16 protein-coding genes and 1 pseudogene are annotated in these 21,848 nt (G+C 52.1%); 11 read left to right on the top strand and 6 right to left on the bottom strand.

Going from position 1 to position 21,848, the window contains the following annotated elements:
* The first annotated feature begins 61 nt into the window (after window positions 1-61).
* The 8 genes and pseudogenes from M3A44_14095 to M3A44_14060 all read left to right on the top strand — a co-directional run bounded on the left by M3A44_14095 (window position 62) and on the right by M3A44_14060 (window position 12,194).
* Window positions 62-905: pseudogene (locus tag M3A44_14095) on the top strand (IS66 family transposase).
* Between the two features lie 449 nt (window positions 906-1,354).
* Window positions 1,355-2,320 (top strand): hypothetical protein, encoded by a 966-nt coding sequence (locus tag M3A44_14090; protein MEQ6342737.1) that lies wholly within the window; start codon window positions 1,355-1,357, stop codon window positions 2,318-2,320.
* A gap of 481 nt (window positions 2,321-2,801) precedes the next feature.
* Window positions 2,802-3,653 carry an outer membrane lipoprotein-sorting protein gene (locus tag M3A44_14085; protein MEQ6342736.1) on the top strand — a complete coding sequence of 284 codons (852 nt, stop codon included), beginning with the start codon at window positions 2,802-2,804 and terminating at the stop codon, window positions 3,651-3,653.
* Window positions 3,654-3,943: 290 nt separating this feature from the next.
* Complete coding sequence (locus M3A44_14080) at window positions 3,944-4,327, top strand: hypothetical protein (GenBank protein MEQ6342735.1); 384 nt, start codon at window positions 3,944-3,946, stop codon at window positions 4,325-4,327.
* Window positions 4,324-5,790: a hypothetical protein gene (locus tag M3A44_14075; protein MEQ6342734.1), complete on the top strand. Its 1,467-nt coding sequence runs from the start codon at window positions 4,324-4,326 to the stop codon at window positions 5,788-5,790. The genes M3A44_14080 and M3A44_14075 overlap by 4 nt, the downstream gene beginning before the upstream one ends.
* A 181-nt stretch (window positions 5,791-5,971) precedes the next feature.
* Window positions 5,972-8,455: an MMPL family transporter gene (locus tag M3A44_14070; protein MEQ6342733.1), complete on the top strand. Its 2,484-nt coding sequence runs from the start codon at window positions 5,972-5,974 to the stop codon at window positions 8,453-8,455.
* 7 nt (window positions 8,456-8,462) lie between these two features.
* Complete coding sequence (locus M3A44_14065; protein MEQ6342732.1) at window positions 8,463-9,383, top strand: hypothetical protein; 921 nt, start codon at window positions 8,463-8,465, stop codon at window positions 9,381-9,383.
* Between the two features lie 81 nt (window positions 9,384-9,464).
* Window positions 9,465-12,194 (top strand): tetratricopeptide repeat protein, encoded by a 2,730-nt coding sequence (locus tag M3A44_14060; protein ID MEQ6342731.1) that lies wholly within the window; start codon window positions 9,465-9,467, stop codon window positions 12,192-12,194.
* 7 nt (window positions 12,195-12,201) lie between these two features.
* On the opposite strand, the gene M3A44_14055 is transcribed toward M3A44_14060, so the two are convergent.
* Both M3A44_14055 and M3A44_14050 read right to left on the bottom strand, forming a co-directional pair.
* Window positions 12,202-12,927, bottom strand: coding sequence for an ABC transporter permease (locus tag M3A44_14055; GenBank protein ID MEQ6342730.1), 726 nt, complete (start codon window positions 12,925-12,927; stop codon window positions 12,202-12,204).
* Between the two features lie 95 nt (window positions 12,928-13,022).
* Entirely contained in the window at window positions 13,023-14,657 is a 1,635-nt protein-coding gene (locus tag M3A44_14050) for an ATP-binding cassette domain-containing protein (protein ID MEQ6342729.1), read from the bottom strand.
* A 156-nt stretch (window positions 14,658-14,813) separates the two neighbouring features.
* Between M3A44_14050 and tsaD the strand changes: the two genes are divergently transcribed.
* The 3 genes from tsaD to M3A44_14035 all read left to right on the top strand — a co-directional run bounded on the left by tsaD (window position 14,814) and on the right by M3A44_14035 (window position 17,728).
* Window positions 14,814-15,827: a tRNA (adenosine(37)-N6)-threonylcarbamoyltransferase complex transferase subunit TsaD gene (gene tsaD / locus M3A44_14045; GenBank protein ID MEQ6342728.1), complete on the top strand. Its 1,014-nt coding sequence runs from the start codon at window positions 14,814-14,816 to the stop codon at window positions 15,825-15,827.
* Between the two features lie 17 nt (window positions 15,828-15,844).
* Window positions 15,845-16,873 (top strand): VIT1/CCC1 transporter family protein, encoded by a 1,029-nt coding sequence (locus M3A44_14040; GenBank protein MEQ6342727.1) that lies wholly within the window; start codon window positions 15,845-15,847, stop codon window positions 16,871-16,873.
* 120 nt (window positions 16,874-16,993) lie between these two features.
* Window positions 16,994-17,728 carry an outer membrane lipoprotein-sorting protein gene (locus tag M3A44_14035; GenBank protein ID MEQ6342726.1) on the top strand — a complete coding sequence of 245 codons (735 nt, stop codon included), beginning with the start codon at window positions 16,994-16,996 and terminating at the stop codon, window positions 17,726-17,728.
* Between the two features lie 115 nt (window positions 17,729-17,843).
* Here the strand turns inward: M3A44_14035 and M3A44_14030 are convergent, their stop codons facing one another.
* From M3A44_14030 to M3A44_14015, 4 genes are all read right to left on the bottom strand, one after another.
* Window positions 17,844-18,854: a PstS family phosphate ABC transporter substrate-binding protein gene (locus M3A44_14030; protein ID MEQ6342725.1), complete on the bottom strand. Its 1,011-nt coding sequence runs from the start codon at window positions 18,852-18,854 to the stop codon at window positions 17,844-17,846.
* A gap of 33 nt (window positions 18,855-18,887) precedes the next feature.
* Window positions 18,888-20,369 carry a porin gene (locus tag M3A44_14025; protein ID MEQ6342724.1) on the bottom strand — a complete coding sequence of 494 codons (1,482 nt, stop codon included), beginning with the start codon at window positions 20,367-20,369 and terminating at the stop codon, window positions 18,888-18,890.
* A gap of 190 nt (window positions 20,370-20,559) precedes the next feature.
* Complete coding sequence (gene ispA / locus M3A44_14020) at window positions 20,560-21,459, bottom strand: (2E,6E)-farnesyl diphosphate synthase (GenBank protein MEQ6342723.1); 900 nt, start codon at window positions 21,457-21,459, stop codon at window positions 20,560-20,562.
* A complete protein-coding gene (locus M3A44_14015) occupies window positions 21,449-21,691 on the bottom strand; it encodes an exodeoxyribonuclease VII small subunit (GenBank protein ID MEQ6342722.1) in 243 nt (80 codons plus the stop codon). The genes ispA and M3A44_14015 overlap by 11 nt, the downstream gene beginning before the upstream one ends.
* Window positions 21,692-21,848: the final 157 nt, after the last annotated feature.

The raw sequence follows: 21,848 nt of genomic DNA, 5'->3' as shown, positions 1-21,848 counted from the left end.
GCGGCTGGACGCTTACGTTTGAGGGCCCGTTCATGCACATTGTCACCTTCACGGTGATATGGACGAAACCGTGGTGCAGGTGCTCAAAGAAAAAGGCAAGAGTCCTACGTCCAACAGTTACATGTGGGTGCAAACCGGCGGCCCGCCTGGCAAGCCGGTGGTGATCTATGACTACGACCCGAGTCGCAGTAGCGAGGTGCCGCTGCGCCTGCTGCAGGGCTATCAAGGCTATCTGATGACCGATGGCTATGACGGCTCAACCCGTTGGCCAAAACCGAGGGTATTGAGCGTCTGGTGTGCTGGGCGCATGTACGACGGCGCTTTGTCGAGGCTACTCGCGTGCAACCCAAGGGTAAGAAGGGCCGTGCCGATGAGGCGGTCGCCCTGATCGGCAGACTGTACGGCATAGAGCGTGAGCACAAAGCGTCCACCGATGACGCGCGCTTTCAGGCGCGCCAGAAACACAGTCTGCCGGTACTGGATGAACTGCATGCCTGGCTGGGGAAAACACTGCCAGGGGGGCACGCCCAAAAGTGCGCTCCGTACGGCACTGTCTTAATATGCGCGACTACTGGAGCATGCTGACGCGCTACACGGAACGCGGCGATCTGCCGATCGAGCGCGCAACTTACCCTCCGGGGTACAACAACCGCTGCGAAAATGCGATTCGCCCGTTCGTGATCGGTCGCAAAGCCTGGCTGCTTAGCGACACGCCTGCCAGTGCCAACGCCAGCGCTATTATTTACTCGCTGCTGCAGACGGCCAAGGCTAATGGCCAGGAGCCCTACGCCTGGTTGCGCCGCGTCATGCGTGACTTGCCCGCCGCCAGGACGGTGGAAGAAATGGAAGCGCTGTTGCCGTGGAATTTGCATGCGCTGGATTTAACCAGCGAAGTGACAACCTGAATAGGTTGGGGTTTGTGGAGCGTTTACGAACGATGCGTCATCGGACGGTTTACTTTCGTTCATCTTCTCAATACGTACCTGACATCTTTACGATGCCTTTTCCTCAGTCGCTCACTACCACGCCTTTTGATCGCAGCAGCACTGGGTGGTTTGAAGCCGGCTCCTGCAAGCCGACTTCGGGAGGCCTGCTCCCATCTTCAATACAACACCGCAAGCTTTCGCTTGCGTTCGTGACACACATCCGACAGGCTGCTAGGATAGGATATGGGTTTTGTGATGTTTGTCACATCTCTAGCCTAAAGATTTTCCCTGGATGAGCCGATAAATATTAATGGCCTTGACAAACATGTTGGCCCATGTTAAAAATAACCCCACAGATGTACTCAGGTGTTTTGGACGGGGCGATAAGTTTGCCTCTAAATTGGGTGTCATGATTGGGGAGATATGATATGCGTAACAAGATAATGTTTATGGCTTCCGCCGGTTCAGTGGCGATGATTTTATCGGGGGTGGCGATGGCGGCCGGCCCAGACAGCCTGACCAACTGGAGTGTGGCGGGTGGCACGATTGCCGCTGGGGCCTGCCCAACAAATTATAGCTGTGTGATTTTGATGACGGGCGATGGCTTCCTGCAGCGCCAGCTTACGGCAGGCAACGGCGCAGCTGAACCCGTGGGTACCAGCTACTATCAAACCATCGTCACAGATAAAGGTGCTACCGGTAATCCCACCAGCACGACCCCTCTTAGCTTCTTTGACTCGAACTTTGTCAAAATAGGCGCTGTGAACGGTATTTCGGACATGCAGTCGGTCAGTCAGCTCGGTTCATTACTACCGGTGCCGAGCACCATTGATTTTGTTACTACCAGTGCGGTGGATACGGGTTGGGCTTTGGCGAGCGGCAATTCGAAAATTACCCTGCATCAGAGTCTGACCGATACTGCAAGCATTTTCGTTTCAAATTTTGACATGGCGCAAGAAGCGAATGCCTCCGGTAGTCCCGTCATTAGTAAGGTCATGAGTATGGACCAGGTCGTCGGGCTGGCAGGGGCTGGACCTACTGCGGATACCCAGGTCTTCCGCATGCGCGAGGCGGGGGGTACTGCAGTCGCTGCGGGCGGCGCATTCTCATTGCCACCCTTGCCAACCTCTACCGGCGGTACCCAGACGCTCGCCTTTGCTGCGGGTGAAAATGTGAGGGCAACCTTGATTGGTCAGCAGGTGACCCTTGCCGGCACCGGTACCGGTTCCGCACAACAGGTATTCGGCTTCCAGGCCTATGATAAGGTTGATCCTGTTAGCGGTAATTCGACTGCTAATATCAACTACTTCAGCTTGACCGCTAAGCCGCTGTTTGACACGGCCCCTAACCCCACCTGGAAAACAGCCATCTTTGGCCCTGTGCCCACGTTCTGATAGCTGGGAAATCCGGTTGGTGTAAAGAAAAAAGAGGGGTCTAGGCCCCTCTTTTTTTATGTGTGATCGTTGCTAAGTTCGATTTAGCGTGGCCAGGTTTCTTTCATTTGGCGCGAGACTGCGGGGTCTTTCAGCGCTTTATCGTTATCTGCCATCGTTAGTACTCCTGGGTCGATATCTCCTTGATGCCTTGCATAACAGCCAAAAATGTTTGACAAGATTTGACCAGTCAGGGTAACTTCCTAGCCTCCATACACGGTCTGAAAAAAGGGCCTTCAGTGAATGTGTACAATAATCAATCTAATGGTCTCGATCCTATGGCGGTAATGCAGATCAATTCCACCTACAGGCATTTCAAAGAAAAGAGTGATCTAGAGAAGAGGTTGGGTTCCGTAACCTGAGCTTCAGGCTATTGGCGGAACCGAGCCCGTTTACCTTGGTCACCGGGATGAAGCCGTATCAAAACAAAACAGGAGTCACCATGGGTCCATTGATGGGTTTCAGTATTAAGCGTTATCTGATGGCGCTTTCATTGTTGTTGTCCGGTGTGGTCGTTACACCCCAGGTTCACGCGGCTCAAGACGGGGCAGGGAGTGTGACGGGTGAAGATGTCGTGAAAAACTGTGATTTCAAAAACCCCGGTAATGATCAGCGCTCAAAGTTGGCGATTATTCTCAAGGACAGCTCGGGGAGCGAGAGAAAAAATGTCTACCTCCGTTTGTGGAAGGATTATAAGGGGGCCGAGGGTGTCGCCGATAAAATGATTCTCTTCACGGAATATCCACCGGATGCCCAGGGTGCGGCCTTTATGCGTTGGGCATTTACCCGTGAGTCGGACAAGAATGCCGATCAGTGGATTTATCTGCCGGCATTGAGAAAGATACGGCGGGTTTCGATCAGGGATCCGGGTGATAGTTTTTTGGGGTCGGATTTGACGTATGCCGATATCAGTGGCAGGGCATGGGATGAGGATGAGCACAAGTTGATCCGAATCGAAACCGCCAACAATAATGACTTTTACGTGGTGGAGAGTACACCGAAGGAAAAAAGCCCGCTGTATAGCAAGCGACTATCCTGGTTCTTGAAGACACCTACTTGGGATGGTTGCATCAAGGCGCGAGTTGATTATTACGACAAAAGGGGCGATTTGCTGAAAAGGCAAAATTTGCGCTGGCAAAAAGTGGGGCCGGCATGGGTGTGGGATAAGGTTGTTGTTCAAAATGTACAAACCCTGCACTCTTCTCTGTTTGAGGTTACCAACGTCGAGATCAATGTTGGTCTGCAGGATAGCCTTTTTGCTGAAAGGACTTTGGAGAAAGGGTATAGCAAATAGGTCACCCCGCTGAATGTTCTATGGCGGGTGGCCGCGAGGGAATGCTCAATTATTAAATTTTCTCCCCCCTCTTCATGTGAGCTAGAGTGGGGGGCGAGTTTGTGTCTGTGTGTGTGAGCTGCCTTTACTATTTTTCCTCTTGCTGTTCCTGGCGGCATGACTTTCTTTTGGATTGTTGACTCGCCCTCGATTAATGTATAACATTTGTTTCTCATTGTTATACATTAATCGAGGGCGAGTTTATGCGTGAGAGGCCGATAACACAAGCACAGGCTATGCGAGATAAGGCAATGTCTGTTGCAATGAAGCGTAAGGAAGAATTTTTAGGGGCCAGGGTGCCTAAGGTGTTGCGGGATCGGGTGATGCAAAGAGCGAGTGATCTGGGCGTGCCTGTTTCCATCCTGATACGCACGATCCTTGAAGAGGCGTTTGCTGGGGGGCAGACCGCGGGGCGCAATGTTGCGGCACCGAGTCCACAAGCACCGATAAGCACGGTATCTCAACCGGTCAGGTTTCCTTCAGTTTTGGGGTGGGAAGAGATCAAGTTGAATAGACAAATGGATTGTTCTGGTTGTGGACGGCGGCTTGCACCGGGAATGTTGGTTACTTTGGGGTTAGGGCTGTCCGGCGAAGGTCATGTTATCCTTTGTGATCAATGTAAGGATCGGATTTGAAAGCAAGAAAGATAGTGCGATGTGCTGTTGCCCTGTGGGCGGCGGCTTTGATGGGTAGTCATCAATTCGTATATGCCGATGAGGCAAAAATACAAGGCGCTGATTTTGGGGTGGCCGCTGGGGAGGGTGAAGTCCAAAAGGAGAAGTCTTCCTTTTGGTCCAAGCTGAGTGTGAGCGGTTATTTGAAGAATGAAACTGCGTACCGAATCCGTGAGCCACGATCGATCACCAAGATACGGAACATTCTCTATGTGAACGCGCAATACCCTTTTAGTTCAAATGTTAAATTTAATTATACTGGCTGGGCCTATTATGACCTAGCCTATGATTTGTTTGATTACCGCACGATTGCGGCCAGGCCACAGCGAGATGCCCAGCAGCCTCTGGTTTTTGTTGAAAATCTTGAACATGAGAAAGACTCCCCAGTGGCAGCAACCCGGGAGCTTTATTTTGATGTGTTCCTCAAAAATCTCGATATTCGCCTGGGTAAGCAGTATGTTGTGTGGGGTGTGCTGGAAGGTGTCAGAATCGTAGACGAAGTAAATCCTGTCGACTTCAGGGAGCTGATCCTGCCAGATTTGCTGGATTATAGGATATCTCAGTGGACGCTGAAGATGGATCATTATCGCGGCGATACTACGTACCAATTCCTGGTGATACCCGATATCCAGTTTCACAAATCGGCGCCGCGTGGTTCTGAATGGGAGCTTCTTCAGGAGATTCGAGATAATTTTGGAACTGTATTAACCAAGAAACCTCAATCATTCAAGCTGGAGAACTCCGAGGTAGGGCTCAAGGCGACTACCAATATTTTCGATACTGAGGTGTCGCTGAGCTATTTATATACATGGGATTTTTTCCCCACGGTTTTTCGCACGATCAGGCTCGATAAGCAGGAAGATCCGGTCTTGTATCCAACCTATAACAGGATAGCGATGTACGGTGGAACCGCAGTCAAGCAGCTCGGTCCGGTTATTCTAAAGGGCGAGGCAGCCTATGTGACGGGTAAGTATTTTGGGTTGAAAAATACAGTGGATAGGAATGGCGACGGTTATCTTGATAATAATGGAGAACTTAAGCGGGATCATATCCGCTGGGGGATGGGGCTGGACTTCAATATAAAAGGCCTGGATCTGTCGCCAGGGGTTACCCAGTGGATAATTTTGAATCATGACCCGGAATTGATTCAGGCGCGGAATGACAGTTCTTTCAATCTTTTTGGCAGAAAAGAGTTTCCTCAACACTCCGCGACGGCTCAGTTTCTATGGATATATCTGATCAATATGAAGGAATCATACCTGAAGCCTAAGGTTACCTTTCAGGTGACCGACAAGTTCCAAGTAGGGGTTGGCATGGATCTTTTTTGGGGAAAAAAGGGCTTCTTTGGCGATCCCGGCGGGGGCATTTCGCCCATCGTTGCCGCTACGCAGCAAAGGCCGCAATTCCTTGGATATTTTCCATAATAACGACCGTATTTTTATGGATTTTAAGTATTCGTTCTAACGGCGTTGTTTAATGCGGAAGTTTTTTCACAAAACCCTTTTTTTGGGTTTTCTGTTATGTGAAATCAGCGCAGGATAAAGTTCGCAGGCGGGTGGGTTTATATACACCTGCCCGTTTATATATAAGGATGCCGCTACCGCCATGCTCAACAGGTTATACGCCCTAGTTACGAATTTCCCCAAGAGCGTGATGCTCGTCATCGCTGGAATTACGGTATTTTTTGCCTTTCAGTTGCCCAAGCTACACTGGGAGACGGACGCCCGTGTTTTCCTTCCTAAAGGACATGCCGCGATTCTCTATGATGAAAGGGTCGATGAGGTGTTTGGCGTCAAGGATGCCGTCATCATCGGTATTGTCAACGAGAAAGAGGGTATTTTTAACCCCAAGACGTTGGCGCGCATTGCGCGTATCACGGAAAAAATTTCGGCGCTGCCGGGGGTAATTGCCAATCGGACGATAGATGTGGCCTCATTGTCCACCGCCACTGTGTTCACTGGAACTGAATCGGAGTTGAGCACGCAGCGGCTCATGGAAACCGTGCCCACCGATCAGGTGGGCATCGAGCGGCTCAAGAGTGTCGTTTACGGCAATAGCGATTTGTTTGTAGGTAATATTGTTTCCAAGGATGGCACGGGGGCCATGATCCGAGCCAAGCTCAAGGAGGGGATAGCGAACCGGTATCAGACCTATTGGCAGATCAAGGGGATACTCGCGGCGGAGCAAGGGGGCGGATCGTGGGGTGGCCAGCCCGGAGCTGGTGGCGGCAATTGGCAGCAGGGTAAATGGCCGCAAGGCGGCGGGCAGGGTCAGTGGCAGCAACAGGCCAAGTCATCCGCAAAGAGCGATATGGCCGCTGACAAGGATGCGGATGTGTTTTACATGGCAGGCCGACCGGTCATCGAGGTTAGCTCGGGATTTTATGCCATGCAGGACATGAAGGTCATGATACCGCTGCTGATAGTGGCGATCATGGCTGTTCTCTTTATTGTGTTTAAAACATTGCGTGGCGTGGTTTTGCCCTTGCTGATAATGGCGGCTGGCATTATTTGGACTATGGGGACGATGGCGGCGCTGAATGTACCGTTGTATACCATTTCCACCATGCTGCCGGTGATACTGGTGGCTGTGGCGATAGGTAATGCCGTTCATCTGTTAACCAATTATTACGACAATGTCTTAAGCGACCCTTATCGGGAAGGAAAGGTGATTGTTGGGCAGGTGCTGGAGGAGCTCGGGCCGCCCTTGATCACGACGTCGCTTACGACGGCGATAGGTTTTCTTTCCCTGTTGTTTTCGGAAATGCCACCGTTCAAGACCTTTGGTTTGTTCACGGTGCTCGGCATCGTGTATTGCTGGCTGTTGTCTGTGACCTTTCTCCCCGCCGCATTGTGTCAATTGAAGCCGAAGGTTGGTGGTTATCTGGCAAAGCGGCGTGCGATGCGTGTTCATGCGGAGCAAGACCGGATTACCCGGACTTTGGTGGGCTGGGGCGAGGTCGCCCTCAAAAATAAAAAAAGCATGAGCCTTGCGCTGATTGTGATGACCGTGGTGGGTGTCTATGGTGCGACATTGCTGCATGTGGATTCAAGTTGGATGAGTGACTTCAAAAAAGACAGCGAGGTGGCGCTTTCCAATGACATGCTGAACAAGAAGTTCGACGGAACGATTTTCCTGAATGTGGTTGTCGAAGGCAAGCAAAAAGATGCTCTCAAGTCGCTGGCGATATTGAAGAAGATCGAGGCGCTGCAGAACAAGATTGAGGGCCTGCCTTATGTGGGCGATTCGCTGTCCGTGGTTGATTATTTGAAGAGCATGAACAAAACGCTTCATGCGGATGCACCTCAGTACAATGTATTGCCGGCATCTCAAGCGGAAGTTGCTGAAGACCTCTTTTTATTTTCCATATCTGGCCAGCCCGAGCTGCTGAATGAGGTAATAGATTATGATTACCGGCAGGCCAACGTAACCTTTTTCATCAAGACGGACCATACCGGCGATCTCAAGGTGATCATTGATGGGGTCAATGATTTTGTGAAGAAGGAAATGTCCGGATTGGATGTTGAGGTAAATTTGGCGGGTTCTGCAAATAATTCCTATATATGGGCAGAGCTGCTGATCAAGGGGCAGGGCATGGCCATTGTACTGTCAAAGCTGGGCATATTCCTGCTTGCGGCGCTGTTGTTCCGGTCTTTTTCCATGGGGCTGGTGACCATCATTCCCGTAACGCTAGCGACCGTGCTGATTGCAGGTTGTGCTGGTTTTATCGGTATTCCCATTGACGTTTCCACGACGCTGGCAACGGGCGTCGCTATCGGTGTGGGTGTGGATTACGCGATACATTATATTTTCCGTTATCGCCGTGAGCGGCAAAAAACTGATGATCACCGGATCGCTACGCTGGGTACGTTGCGTAGTGTCGGAAAGACCATTGTGTTTAATGCGATGATTGTTACGGTGGGATTTTTGGTGTTGTTCTTTTCCCAATTCCCTCCCAACCAGAAGCTGGGGTATTTTGTCGCCGCATACATGGTGGTGAGTTGTTTGGCGGCGTTGATGGCGCTGCCCGTGGTGTTTGCCTACTTCAAGCCGCGCCTTTCTCAAGGAAAGCATCAAGGTGTTGTGTAGAGATCTGATGCACAGGGTTTTTCTGCTATTCATCCCAGCCCTGGCAGGTATTTCGACGTTTTGCAATGTTGCCTATGCCAAACAGGATGAGTATCAATGGAGTTTTTCACCCATACTTGGGATTCACGCCCCTAATCTTAAAGTGCTGAATGAAGGTGTGTTCAGGGCGCCACTCAAGTATGAGGCCGATATACTTACGGCAGATACGCCCACTAGAATTATAGGTCAAGTGTTCAGCAACCCTCTGCCTGGTATTAACTATGCCCCTCTGGCAGGTATTGAGTTTCAATGGAAGCCCGATAAAAAAAATGCACTCTTGATTGGAGGAAGTACATGGGAAGGCTCATCGGCATCGACTGTCAATGGAAGGTTTCCTGTCCAGGGATTTGAGGCGAATGTTACAAACGACAGAAGGGCCACGCTTTCTTATAACGAGTTTTTTCTGGGCTGGAAACATACTGCGATAAGCCAGCCTGATAAATACAATCTGTATTTCCGTTTGTCACTGCATGAAATTTTTGATATCGGCTATCGGGAAGACTGGGTATTCCTGTATCTGGATGGTCCGGCGGCAACTTTCAAAAAGATCTTTGTTATTGAATCGAAAGCTACGGGAATTCTCATGTTGCAGCCGGGGGTTGGTGGGGAGGTTTTTTTAAAAAAATGGTTATCGCTTGGGTTTGAGACAAGTTATAGCTATGGCCTCAGGAAGTTTACGTTTAGAAATAATAATATCAACAGAGATTTTTTGCCCACTGATGGCATATTTATGAATACCCCTGTTCGACCCAATCCTTCGGAAAGCGGTGTTTCCGACCCTGAAGACGGCAATCTTGAATATCAGGCGGCAGATGGGTCGGGCTATAAAAAACTTAGACTATCCTTTGATGGATGGAAGGCATTGTTCAAGATAAATATTTATTATTAGCGGTGGAAAATAACAGAGGCAAGTTAATGGTTTTGTCATGCAAGAGTTCCGGTAAGAACGTACAGCCAAGGTAATCGATACGTGAAGAAAAGGCTGTTGTTGTTTTTCGTGTTTAATCTCTTATTGCTTCATGAGGCGAGTTTCGTCTTTGCTGCGGAGCAATCATCGGTTCCTGACATCAAAAAAACACCTTCCGAATCACTCGGACTTGAACAGGCTGTGGCGAGTGGTAAAGCCCAGATGGATAAGGATGATCTGGATGGCGCGTTGGGTAGTTTCAATTCTGCACTCAAGATTGTCCCCGAAAATGCCGAGGCTATTTATTACATCGGTGTTATTTACATGCGCAAGAACCAGCCGAATGAGGGTTTGGAATATATAAAGAAAAGTTCAATACTTGCGCCTGGAAATTTGAAAGTGCGTGCCTCTCTGGCTCTTGTTTACGAGCAATTGAACAGGTTGGATGATGCGATGAAGGAGTATAAATTCATCATGTCCAAGTCGCCAGGAACGGACGAGGCCAGGAATGCAGAGAAAGCCCTTTATCTGCTCCAGATCCGGCAATATGCGGAGGCCGGCGATTTCGATGCGGCTTTGGCCCTGGCGTCCGTGCTGCGTAGGGATTATCCCAATGATTCGCGTGTTCTGCATGCCGTGGGGCTGGCGTTTTTTAACTTTAATCGCCTGGATGATGCCGAGGGTGTTTTTAAGCAAGTGATGCAGCTTGTGCCCGGTAGTGCAACGCCCCATTTCTATCTTGCCAGGATCTATGAAAGAAGCGGCAAAATTCCGCTTGCTGTAGAACAGTTAAAACGGGCCATTACACTCGAGCCGGGAAGTGATATCGGACGCAGGGCCACGGTCAGGCTTGGGCTCATAAAAGGGGTTCAGTTACTCGAAAAGAAAGATCTCCAGGGGGGGTTAAAAGAGTTTCAAGGAGTCTTGACCATTGATCCTAATGAGCTGATGGCCCTTTTCAATATTGGAACGATTTATCGTGAATTAAAGCAACCGGATGAAGCGGTGGCTACGTTCAAGAAATTGCTGGAGATTGAGCCGCGCCATTTGGAGGCGCGATTACGGCTTGGCGTGATGTATATGGAGGTAAATAAATTCGTAGAGAGTTCCAGAGAGTTGGAGGCGGTGGTTTCCATTGGTGCCAACACGCCGCCTGGACAGCAGGCTGCCGCCATTCTTCGCAATATGCAGGAGACGTTTGGTGAAAAACTGGCTGAGGCGCGCAAACTGGCGGATGAAATGGAGGGGTATAAAAAGACTCTGGCGGTCAAACCTGATGACTTGGTGGCGCATTTTAATCTGGGAACACTCTATGCTAGGCAGTCGTTGCGGGATGAGGCGCTCCGTGAATTTGAAGCTGTGATTCGTATTAATCCTGATTATGCCAAGGCCCATTTCTATATTGGGCTGATTCAGGATGACCAGGGATTGTACGAGAAGGCGGTCGATGCCTATAACAAGGCTGCTGCGCTGGAAAAAGAACCTGCGGAGGCGGAGCGGATTAGAAATAAATTACAACTTGCCGTGGCAAGGGATTTGTACGCGAAAGATAAGTTGGATCTTGCAAAAGGGCATTTTGACGATATTCTTCAGAAGAATCCAAACGACATCATTGCCTTGTTTTACACGGCGCTGATTCAGTCACGAAAAGGTGAGCTAGGTGAGGCGGAGCGTACCTATCAACAGATTGTTGGCCTGAACCCCGATAATTTTAGCGCGCGCGGCAACCTTGCCTTGCTCTATGAAAACTCGAATCGTGAAGAAGATGCGCTCAAGGAATACAGGTTTATAGTGCAGAATGGGAGGGCAAGCCCGGTGGTGGTGGCGGCTGAGAAAAAAATCCCGGCGCTTGAACGCAAAATCAACGGATTTACCTATAACATGGGTTATTCGTTGACTTATGATAATAATACCAATCTGAGCAACATTGCGCCATTTTATGAATATATATCAAATCTTTCTCTGAATATGACCTACCGCTATAAGTTGAGCAGGAATGTTAGAAGTGGCTTGACGGTCAGCCCTGCTTATATGATGTACCATTTTTCACAGGCAGATTTTACAAGAATAGATGTTGGCCCGTTTGTTACTTGGGGTCCCAGTAACAGGAGTGTGACGCTGGGTGGGACGCGTACCGATATCTCAGGCCTGCTCAATGAACAAAGAGTCAGTGTGGGTAATAATGTCTATGCCGACACATTATGGCGCTTTGAAATGCCCTCTGTGTTCGGGAGGTTTGCAGCGCCGGGGGAAAGAAAAAGCGCGCCGACAATAATGAGATTCAATTTATCGTATAGGGATTTTACGAGTACTTCGAGCAGCTTTTTTGATTCTGTGACGTACTCAACAGGATTGACGTTCAATCAGGGGTTGGGGCTTGGGCGGTCGATTCTGCTGAGCTATGATTTTGCCGCCAATCGTAATACGCGGCCTGAAGGGCATGACTATGCATATCATGGTCATACCGGTACAGTGCGATTTGACAAGTCATTGTCGGAAAAAATGTCGGCTAACGTAGCGTATAGTTTTGCTTTAAATAATTACACGAATCCCGACTCGGTTTCCAATTTCCAGCAGCGTCGAACCAATGTGTTTAATTCCCTCTCCTTGGGTTTGAACTATGAAGTCAACGATAAGCTGAGGGCCTTCGCCAGTTATTCTTTCCAGAATAACAACTCGAATCTTCCTGTAGGTCTTATCCTGAATGCGACAGATATCATAGGCGTGCAAAGTAGGGCCTTGGGAGATTACTCCAAATCTCTCCTTACAGTTGGGATGACCTTGTTTTTTTAGTGGACTCTCACTCCCGCAAAGAATTAAACGCGCTCACTGCCCAGGCTAACGTGCCTCCCGCAAACACCAGCAGTACCAGTAGGCCCTTCCCATATACGCCGAAGTCGGGTGTTCCGATCAATACCGCTCTCACCGCTTCTACGGCATAATTGATGGGGTTGATGGCAGCAACATAGCCGATCCAGTCGGGCATGAAGTTTTCCGGCATGAGCGCGGTCGAGAAGAACATCAGTGGCAGGGTCATCAGGTTGCCTATCATGACCAGCGGTTCTTCGCGTTGCAGCATGATGGCGAAGCCGTTGGACAGGGCGGCGAAGCCTACCCCCAGCAGAAAGATGATCAGCATGGCCATGCTGATATACAGTGGGTTGATACTGGTGGCCGCGCCTATCGCCAGGGATACGGCGAGGATGATCAGGGTTTGGGCGAGCACCTGGACAGCGGAGTGCAGCACCCGGCTGAGGACAATGGCGGTGCGCGATACCGGCGCGACGAGCATTTTGTCGATAGTGCCTGCCGTGATCTCTCTTAAAAGACTAACCCCAGACCAGGACGATCCGAACAGGACAGTCATGATGAGTACGCCAGGGACAAAGAAATCGACGTAGCTGTTGGCTGGAAAGCCGGGGAGCTGGGAGATGTTTTTGAAAAGTTGGCCGAAGATTACCAGCCAGATCAGCGGTTGAATAAGGGTGAAGAGCGACCACCAGGGCATCCTGAGGGTGATCTTCATGTATTTACCAAATAAGTACCATGTATCCGCGAGCACGATGTTTACCCTGATGTGTGATGATGGGATGGATATAGCGTAAAGGGCAAATAAGGTTGTTAGCTTTTTTTGCCGGAGTCTTGGTTTTCACTGGTTTCATTCGATGGTGTGCTGCCTCGCTGATTGCTATTATCAGCAGGCCATGGAGTTTGACCCTTGTTGCGCCACCATTCCTCCATTTCTTCTTTTGTCCAGGTTTGTGCTGGATTCATGGGTTGTACAGAGGGTGGAGTGGCTTCCGGACTCGCTGGAGGGGCGTTGTCAGCGGAGCCAGGGTCACCCTGGTTCTGCCACCATCCTTCCATTTCTTCTTTTGTCCAGGTTTGTGCCGGATTCATGGGTTGTCCGGCGGGTGGCGTGACTGCCTGACGGGGTGGAGGGGTGCCAGGGGCACCGCTGGATTGACCTTGACTCTTCCACCATCCTTCCATTTCTTCCTTGGTCCATGTCTGTGCTGGATTCATGGGGCGCGCGGGGGGGCGGATGGGTTCCTCGCCGCCTTGCCCGGCATCGCCTGGAGCGGTATCGGAGACGCCGCTGGATTGGCCCTTGTTTTTCCACCATTCCGCCATCTCTTCTTTGGTCCATGCTTGCGCTGGGGACGAAGATGCGGTTTCTGGTGTTTCAGTATCCTTGGGATCGGAGCTTTCATCGCTGGCGTCTTCTTGCCCGCTGCCCCATTTCTTCTGCCAGTTGCCGCCCCCGCCTTTGCCGGCCCACTGCATCCACCATTCTTGTCCGGTATCTTCCTTGACTTCTTCCAGGCTGCTGCCGGTGTATTTCAGGAATACATCGTCCAGTGTCGGGCGGGAGAGGGACAAGGTCTTGATATTGACGCCTTGCTGTGATGCGATAAGGGCGATACGAGGCACGCTTGCCGCGCCGTTTTCAACATATATGTGCAGTTTGTTGCCTTGCCAGACGGTATCCTTGATTTCTGGCTGGTTTTTCAAGGTGTGGGCAAAGGCGCCCACTTGTGCGTCATTCTGCTCGAAGGTCAACTGCACAGAATCGCCGTGGATGCCGGTTTTCAGTTCCTCCGGCGTGCCGGTGATGCGTATCTTGCCTGCATTGATAATGGCAACCTGATGGGAAAGTTTGTCCGCCTCTTCCAGGTAGTGGGTGGTCAATAAAATGGTGAGTCCCAGTTCGCGGTTCAATTTTTCAATGTAGGCCCACAGGTTTTTGCGGCTCTTTATGTCCAGCCCTAGTGTCGGCTCGTCAAGGAATACGATTTTGGGGCGATGGATCAGCGCTGTGGCGATATCCAGCTTTCTGCGCATGCCCCCGGAATAGGTGGCGACCAATTGGTCCAGGCTGTCTTTTAGCTCGAAATAGGCGGCAAGCTCTTCGACCCGTTTCTGGATGTCAGCTTTTTTCATCCGATAGAGATGGCCCTGCAGGACAAGGTTCTCACGCCCGGTGAGAAAGTAGTCGATACCGGTCTGCTGCGCGACGACGCCGATGGATTCGCGGACCTTTTCAGGGTCTTTGTCGACGTCATAGCCCGCTACCTGCACGTTTCCGGCGTCAAAGCCGGAGAGCGTTGAGCAGATGCGTATGGTGGTGGTTTTCCCCGCGCCATTCGGACCGAGCAAGGCGAAGATCTCCCCTTCTTTTACGTGGAGATCCAGTCCATCCACGGCCTTGGTGCCGGAAGGGAATATCTTGGTTAAACCGCTTGCCTGTATCATAGGAGGTTCTTCATGGTTCCGAGAGAGGGCTGGCCAGGATGTTTCTCTGGTATTTTCAGCCCCTTAAACCTGAAAAGTATATATGATCTTGATGGATGATTGCGAAAGATTTGCGTGATCGTTGGGTGGAATAAGTGGGTGTAATAGGAAAAACGGATGCGTGTTGTCGGTATTGAAACCTCGTGCGACGAAACTGGTGTTGCTATATACGATTCAGCGCGTGGCCTCCTGGCGCATGCGCTACACAGCCAGATTGCGCTTCATGCGGAATACGGCGGTGTGGTGCCGGAGCTGGCCTCGCGCGATCATGTGCGTAAGGTGTTGCCCTTGTTGCGGCAGGTAATGGCCCAGTCGGACACTTGCCCAGACGATGTCGGTGGCGTTGCCTATACCGCGGGTCCTGGCCTGGTCGGCGCGCTACTGGTGGGAGCGGCGGTGGGACGCAGTCTGGCCTGGGCCTGGGGGGTGCCTGCGGTGGCTGTGCATCACATGGAGGGACATTTGCTCGCCCCAATGCTGGAGGATAATCCCCCCGAGTTCCCGTTTGTTGCACTGCTGGTGTCGGGCGGCCATACCCAACTGGTGCGCGTGGATGGCGTGGGACGTTACGCCATACTGGGCGAGTCGCTGGATGACGCCGCTGGCGAGGCTTTTGATAAGACCGCCAAGATGCTGGGGCTGGGGTATCCGGGCGGTCCGGCCCTGGCGCATCTGGCGCAGTCGGGTGATCCCGAACGCTTTCACTTCCCTCGCCCGATGACTAATCGACCTGGCCTGGATTTCAGCTTCAGTGGCCTCAAGACCTTTGCTGTAAACAGCCTGCGGACGCAGGGTGGCGATGATCAGACCCGTGCTGATATAGCGCGCGCCTTCCAAGATGCCGTGGTGGATACGTTGGCCATCAAGTGCCGGCGCGCACTCCAGCAGACTGGCCTGGTGCGTTTGGTGGTCTCCGGCGGTGTGAGCGCCAACACTGCATTGCGCGAACGTTTGGATATTATTGCGGGTGAGGAGGGCGCGCAGGTTTTTTATCCGCGCCTGGAGTTTTGCACTGATAACGGTGCGATGATTGCTTATGCCGGCTGCCGACGTATCCAGGCAGGGCAGGCCGAGCCGCTGGCATTCTCCGCCACGCCGCGCTGGCCGCTGGATGTGTTGACGCCACCGTAAACATCGAGGTTTCAAGCATGTCCATCATCGAAAGTTGGTTTGAAGAAAAACAATCGGCCTGGTTGTACCGCGCGGTGGCCCAAGCCGAGCAGGATGCACAAAAGAACAAGCTGTTTACCACTTTGGCGGATGCCGCGGAATCGCAGGCGCTGCTGTGGGAGCGGCGTATCCGTGAGAAGGGCGATGCAGTCCCTGTGTTTCATCCCTCGCTACGCGCACGTTTAGTCAGATGGTTAATTCAAAAACTCGGCCCGCGTACCGTGCGCCCGGTACTGGCGGCGATGAAGGTGCGTGGTGTGTCCGTGTATGGTGCCGGCGTCACAGGTCATCCAATGCCTACCTCTGTGGCGGAAATGGAGCGGCGTCATAAGAGAGGCTCCGGTGGTAATCTTCGTGCTGCAGTATTCGGTGTGAATGATGGCTTGGTGTCGAACACTAGCCTGATTATGGGTGTTGCTGGTGCGTCCAGCGATGCCAATATTATCTTATTGTCTGGCGTGGCCGGGTTGCTGGCAGGTGCGTTCTCTATGGCGGCAGGAGAATATGTTTCCATGCGTTCGCAGCGTGAGTTGTTTGAATATCAGATCGGGCTGGAACGTGAGGAGCTGGCGGAATATCCCGAGGAAGAGGCAGAGGAGCTTGCGCTGATCTATAACGCGCGCGGCTTGCCTCTGGAAGAGGCGCGCCATGTGGCGCGGGATTTAATGCGTGATCCGGAACATGCATTGAATACCCTGGCGCGTGAAGAGCTGGGATTGAACCCGCATGATCTGGGTTCTCCATGGGGTGCGGCGCTGTCCTCCTTCTTGGCATTCGCTGTTGGCGGCGTAGTGCCATTGTTGCCGTTTCTGCTGGGTGCGGCCCAAGATGCTGTCCTTGCGGCGGCTGCACTGGCGGGTGCTTCCTTATTTGCGGTAGGCGCGTTGTTGAGTCTTTTTACTGGCAAGAGTGCCTGGTACGGCGGATTGCGCATGGTTCTGATCGGAGGTGGGGCAGGCATAGTGACCTACCTTATTGGCAGTGTAATCGGAGTGAGTCTGAGTTAAATCACGGAGGTTTTTATGGGATATAGGAGAATTAGGATTGAGTGGTTAGGTGTGGTTCTTATTTTTCTCACGTGTGTTCCAGTCGTTGTCAATGCGGATGAACTTTCCGCAGATGCCGTCATGAGAAAATCCTTTCAGGTCTATGGCGGGGATGATTCCCTGTCGAAAATCACCTTTATTTTTCAGGAAAAAGGAGAGCCGGAAAAAAAGCTGGTGTACTCCATGGCGTGGAAAAAATTCCAGGGAGCAGGCGATGCCGACACAAAGGTCATAATGTTCCGTGACTTTCCTCCCGATGCCAAAGGCGTCTCTTATTTAGGGATTTTTTATAAGCCAGAACTTAATAAAAACGACGATGAGTGGATATACCTGCCCGAATTGCGAATGGTTAGAAGATTGAGCCATACCGGGCCGAAGCATGCTAAGGAGGAGGAGTTTTCAAAGTCGGAGTTGCGGCAATTCGATCTTGTGCCACGAAATCCCGATGATGACACGCACCAATTATTACCGTCCGAAGCCATGGATGGTGTTGCTTGCCATGTCGTAGAGAGTGCTCCCAAAAAAGGCGGCGCGGAAATTTATCCCTATGGGAGGGTTGTGCGATGGATATCAAAGGACAATTTCTTGCCGCTGCGCATTGATTATTATGATGAGCGTAATAAATTACAAAAACAGCAATTCACAAAATGGAAAAAGATTAATGATGTCTGGGCGTGGGAGGAGGTGGTGGGTGTGAATGTTCAAACGGGCAATAAGACCCTGTTGACTATCACCGACATCAAAGTGAATGTTGGCCTTACCGATGAATCTTTTTCAAAGCGCACAATGCAGTTGGGTATTGAAAATGTCAAATGATGGGGCGGTATCATTTGATGGTCGAAGATGAGCATTGGACGGCCCAAATTCAGGTAACAAAAAACCCTCTCTCCGTGCAGAGAGAGGGTGAACAGGCAATTAGAAATAAAACCGGTTACAGCTTTCCTTCGCGCCGCATCAGTTCATCAATGGTTACGCCCACTTCGGGTACGCCGCCGAAAAGGCTGCCCAGCTTGCGCTTGTTGGCGTTTTCCAGCACCAGATTATAATCGGTGGCGGACAGGGGGATGTAGCTTACCTGCTTGACCAGATTGGATGCGTTCTTCAGATAGAACTCAACGAACTCCTTGACTTCAGGTTTCTGGATGGATTTCGCGTTGACATAAATGAAGATCGGGCGCGATAGTGGCTGGTAACTGCCATTTATTACCGCGGTAGGGCCAGGTGCGACGGCGGCTTTTCCGTCCCGCACCGAGATGGGCACCGCCTTCAGCTTGCTGGCGTTTTCGGCGTAATAGGCGTAGCCGAAGTAACCCAGTGCGTTCTTGTCGCGTATGACGCCCTGTACCAGCACGTTATCATCCTCGCTGGCGGTATAATCGCCACGGCTGGATTTGGCCTTGCCTACGACAGCTTCGGTGAAGTAATCGAAGGTGCCGGAGTCAGAGCCCGCGCCGAACAAGCGGATGGGTGCGTCGGGCCAGGAGGGGTCGATCTGGTTCCATTTGCTGATTTTGCCTTGCGCGCTTGGCTCCCACATCTTCTTGAGTTGGGCCACGGTCAGGCTCTTTACCCAGCTATTTTCGGAGTTGACCACTACAGTGAGGGCGTCATAGGCTACGGGCAGTTCCATGTATTGGATGCCGGCCGCTTTGCATGATTCCATTTCACCCGCCAGAATCGGGCGCGAGGCATCCTGAATATCGGTTTCGCCACGGCAGAATTTCTTGAACCCGCCGCCTGTGCCGGAGATGCCCACAGTGACGCGGACTGTCCCTTTCTTGGCTTTCTGAAACTCTTCGGCGACCGCTTCGGTGATGGGGAAAACGGTGCTGGAGCCGTCGGCCTTGATAGTGGGTACAGCGATAGCCGTCATTGACAAGCTCGACAGACCGCCCAGAACGGCGGTCATGGCTATCGATTTTCTGATGGATCTATTTAACATGCGTGTTGCCTCAATGGTTAGGGTAGGTTTGACTTAGAAATCAAACTGGGCGCGCAGTGTGGCGGCTTTTTCGCTCTTGCTGGTGACGCCATTGACAGTGACCGGGGTGTCAAAGTCAGTTTGTACATAGTTCAACATAAAGCGCGTATTGGGGTTGACGATCCATTTTACACCTGCGGTCCATGCGCCTGCCTTATTGGTGTAGGCGGTTGTTGCTGAGGAGGCGGCGAGGCGTCCGGTTCCGGCAGCATTGGCAGCACTAAAGTCGGAGGCATCGTACTCGGCGAAGCGTAGCCCCACCTCCCAGGCACCCCAGCCTTCAGCCAGCGATCCGGGCTGGAAGTTGGTGTTGGGACGGATGCGGCCAAACGCGCCAGCTTTGTAATTGTCCGCATATTTCTCGCCAGTGATCATCCAGTTGATCGAGGCATACCAGGCGCTGATGTCCCGGTCAAAGTTGACGCCAGCTTTGCTGTTGCCCTGATAGTTGGCCGTCAAGTATTCGCCCTGTAACTTGACGGGGCCGCGCGCGGCCGCACCTTCGAAGCCATAGCGTGTGCGATCAAAATTCTCGCCATCGAAAGTCGCAGTCTGGAAGAAACTGGCGCCCCTGGCCTGAGAGCGGGCGCTCAATACGCCGTCGCCGGGCGCTTGTTCGCCCTTGGAGAAGGCTAGGCCTGCGTGATAGACGGCATCCTTCTGCTTAAGAATCTCAGCGAAATTGGCGGTGATGCGGCCAATCACATCCATCTTGTCCGCCTTGGCGTTGTTCTGACTGGTCGTGGTATCGATGTTCGAAAGCTCTGCCCGGTTGATGCCGCGCCCGTTCGATAGCGCCAGGCCATAATTGACGCCCTTGGTGATCTCGCCGAATGCCATTGCGCCGATTTCCTTGCCGGGCACCAGTTGATCGGCGAGGGAACGTTCCTGGAAGTCAATGAAATTGGAGCTGGTAAGCTGCTCAAGCCCCATCGGCATTTTGAACTGTCCAAAACGCAAGCCCAGTTTCGGCCACCACAGGGCATCCAGATGGGCGATGTCGAGCGCCGCGCCACCCGCTCCGAATTCGCCAATCACTTGCACTTCGTAGCGGTCATAGAATTTGGCTTTGGCACCAACACGGGCGCGACGCATCTCGAAGGTGTCGGCAGTCATGCCGTCATTGCCCAGGTAATTGCGATAATCGGCATGCACGCGACCGGTGAGAGAAAGGCTGAAATCCTTACTGGCAGATTCGATGGCAATGCCATCCTTGAATACCGGCTTTAATTCGCCGCGCTTGGCTTCGGCTTCGCTTTGCTTGATCTCCCGAAGGGTGTCCTTGATCTGGCCGTACTCTTCATTGCTTAGTACCCCTTTTTCCTTCAAGGTCTTTACTAGCTCGGAAACGGCCTCATTCGCGTGCGCAGGCACCTGCATCGCGGCACACAGCAGGCCGACGGACAGCGCTATGCCTGCGCGGTGCCTGGATGGATTGTTACGCCGCTCTTTATAGGACATCTTGGTTGTATTCACCGTTATCTTTCCTCCAGTTATGGTGTCGCCTTGCCGTACGGCAGGTTTCCCTTCTATGAAAATGTTAAGAAAATGTTAACAACGGAGGAAATTTTAATGTCAAATACGTGACAGTATTGTGACGAAATTATGACAATTTGATGACAAGACGAAGAGACGCGGCACCGGCTGGTGCAAGTGCAGGATTGGGTTAGCTGATCCGTTCTACTACATACTCCGCGATCCACCGCAATGGATCGGCGCGCTCGTCAAGTGTGCCGAGGCAATTCAGCGCTTCCTGGTGCAGGTCCCTGGCGCGCTGTTTGGCCTCTGCCATGCCGAGCAGGGCGGGGTAGGTGGGTTTGTCGCGGGCGATGTCCGCGCCCTGGGTTTTGCCGAGGGTTACGGTGTCGCTTTCGATGTCAAGGATGTCGTCGCGAATCTGGAATGCCAAGCCGATACACTTGGCGTAGCGATCGAGGCGGTTGAAGACATCGAGGTCAATGTCCGGTTTGCCAAGTGCGCCGAGTGTCACGCTGGCGCGGATTAGGGCGCCGGTCTTGTGGATGTGCATGTCTTCCAGCTCCCCGAACGTCAGCGTACGTCCTACGGCGGCCAGGTCGATGGCCTGTCCGCCCGCCATGCCACGCGAGCCGGAGGCCAGCGCCAGAGTCTCAATCATCTTCAGCCGTGCGGTGGCGTTCGCCTGGATGGCGGGGTCGTGGGCGAGGACATAAAAGGCCAGTGTTTGCAGGGCATCGCCGGCGAGTATTGCGGTGGGTTCGTCAAACGCCTTGTGGCAGGTGGGCTTGCCGCGCCGCAGATCGTCGTCATCCATGGCGGGCAGGTCATCATGCACCAGTGAGTAGACGTGAATCAGCTCCACGGCGCAGGCTGGTCCGTCGAGTGCGGCGTTCTCCACGCCTAGCGCGCCGCCAGCTGCATACACTAGCAATGGGCGAATGCGCTTGCCGCCGCCCAGCACGGCATAGCGCATTGCTTCATGTAAATGCGCGGGATGAATCGTGGCCGCCGGCAGCCAGTGGTCGAGGTTTTTCTCGACACGTTCCTGGCAGGCTGCAAGCCAGCCCTTGAAGTCGTTAGTTTTCATTAGCGAACGGTTGCAGTTCCGGCTGCCCGTCTTTTTCGATTAACACCTGAATTTTTTGCTCCGCTTCTTTGAGAGATTGCTGGCAAGTGCGTGTCAGGTTGATGCCGCGCTCGAAGCAGGCGAGTGACTCTTCGAGCGAGATATCGCCTTGCTCCATGCGGCCCACCAGAGTTTCCAATTCTTTGAGAGCTGATTCAAAATTGGGCGGGGTCGTTGTCTTTTTTTTGGTCAAGTCTGAAAAACTCCATATGAATTGACTTGCAAGTAATTCTGTCTTTGCGTCAGAGCGTTTCTGCATGAGCTAACCCGAATGTTTCATAAATTCGCGCGTCCTCGCTGGTCTTTTGATCGATATGGGAATTTTGTTCAGTCGGCCGTATGAATAACTA

The sequence above is a fragment of the Gammaproteobacteria bacterium genome (assembly GCA_040183005.1).
Classification (GTDB): Bacteria; Pseudomonadota; Gammaproteobacteria.
This window is presented reverse-complemented; position numbering and strand designations above follow the sequence as displayed.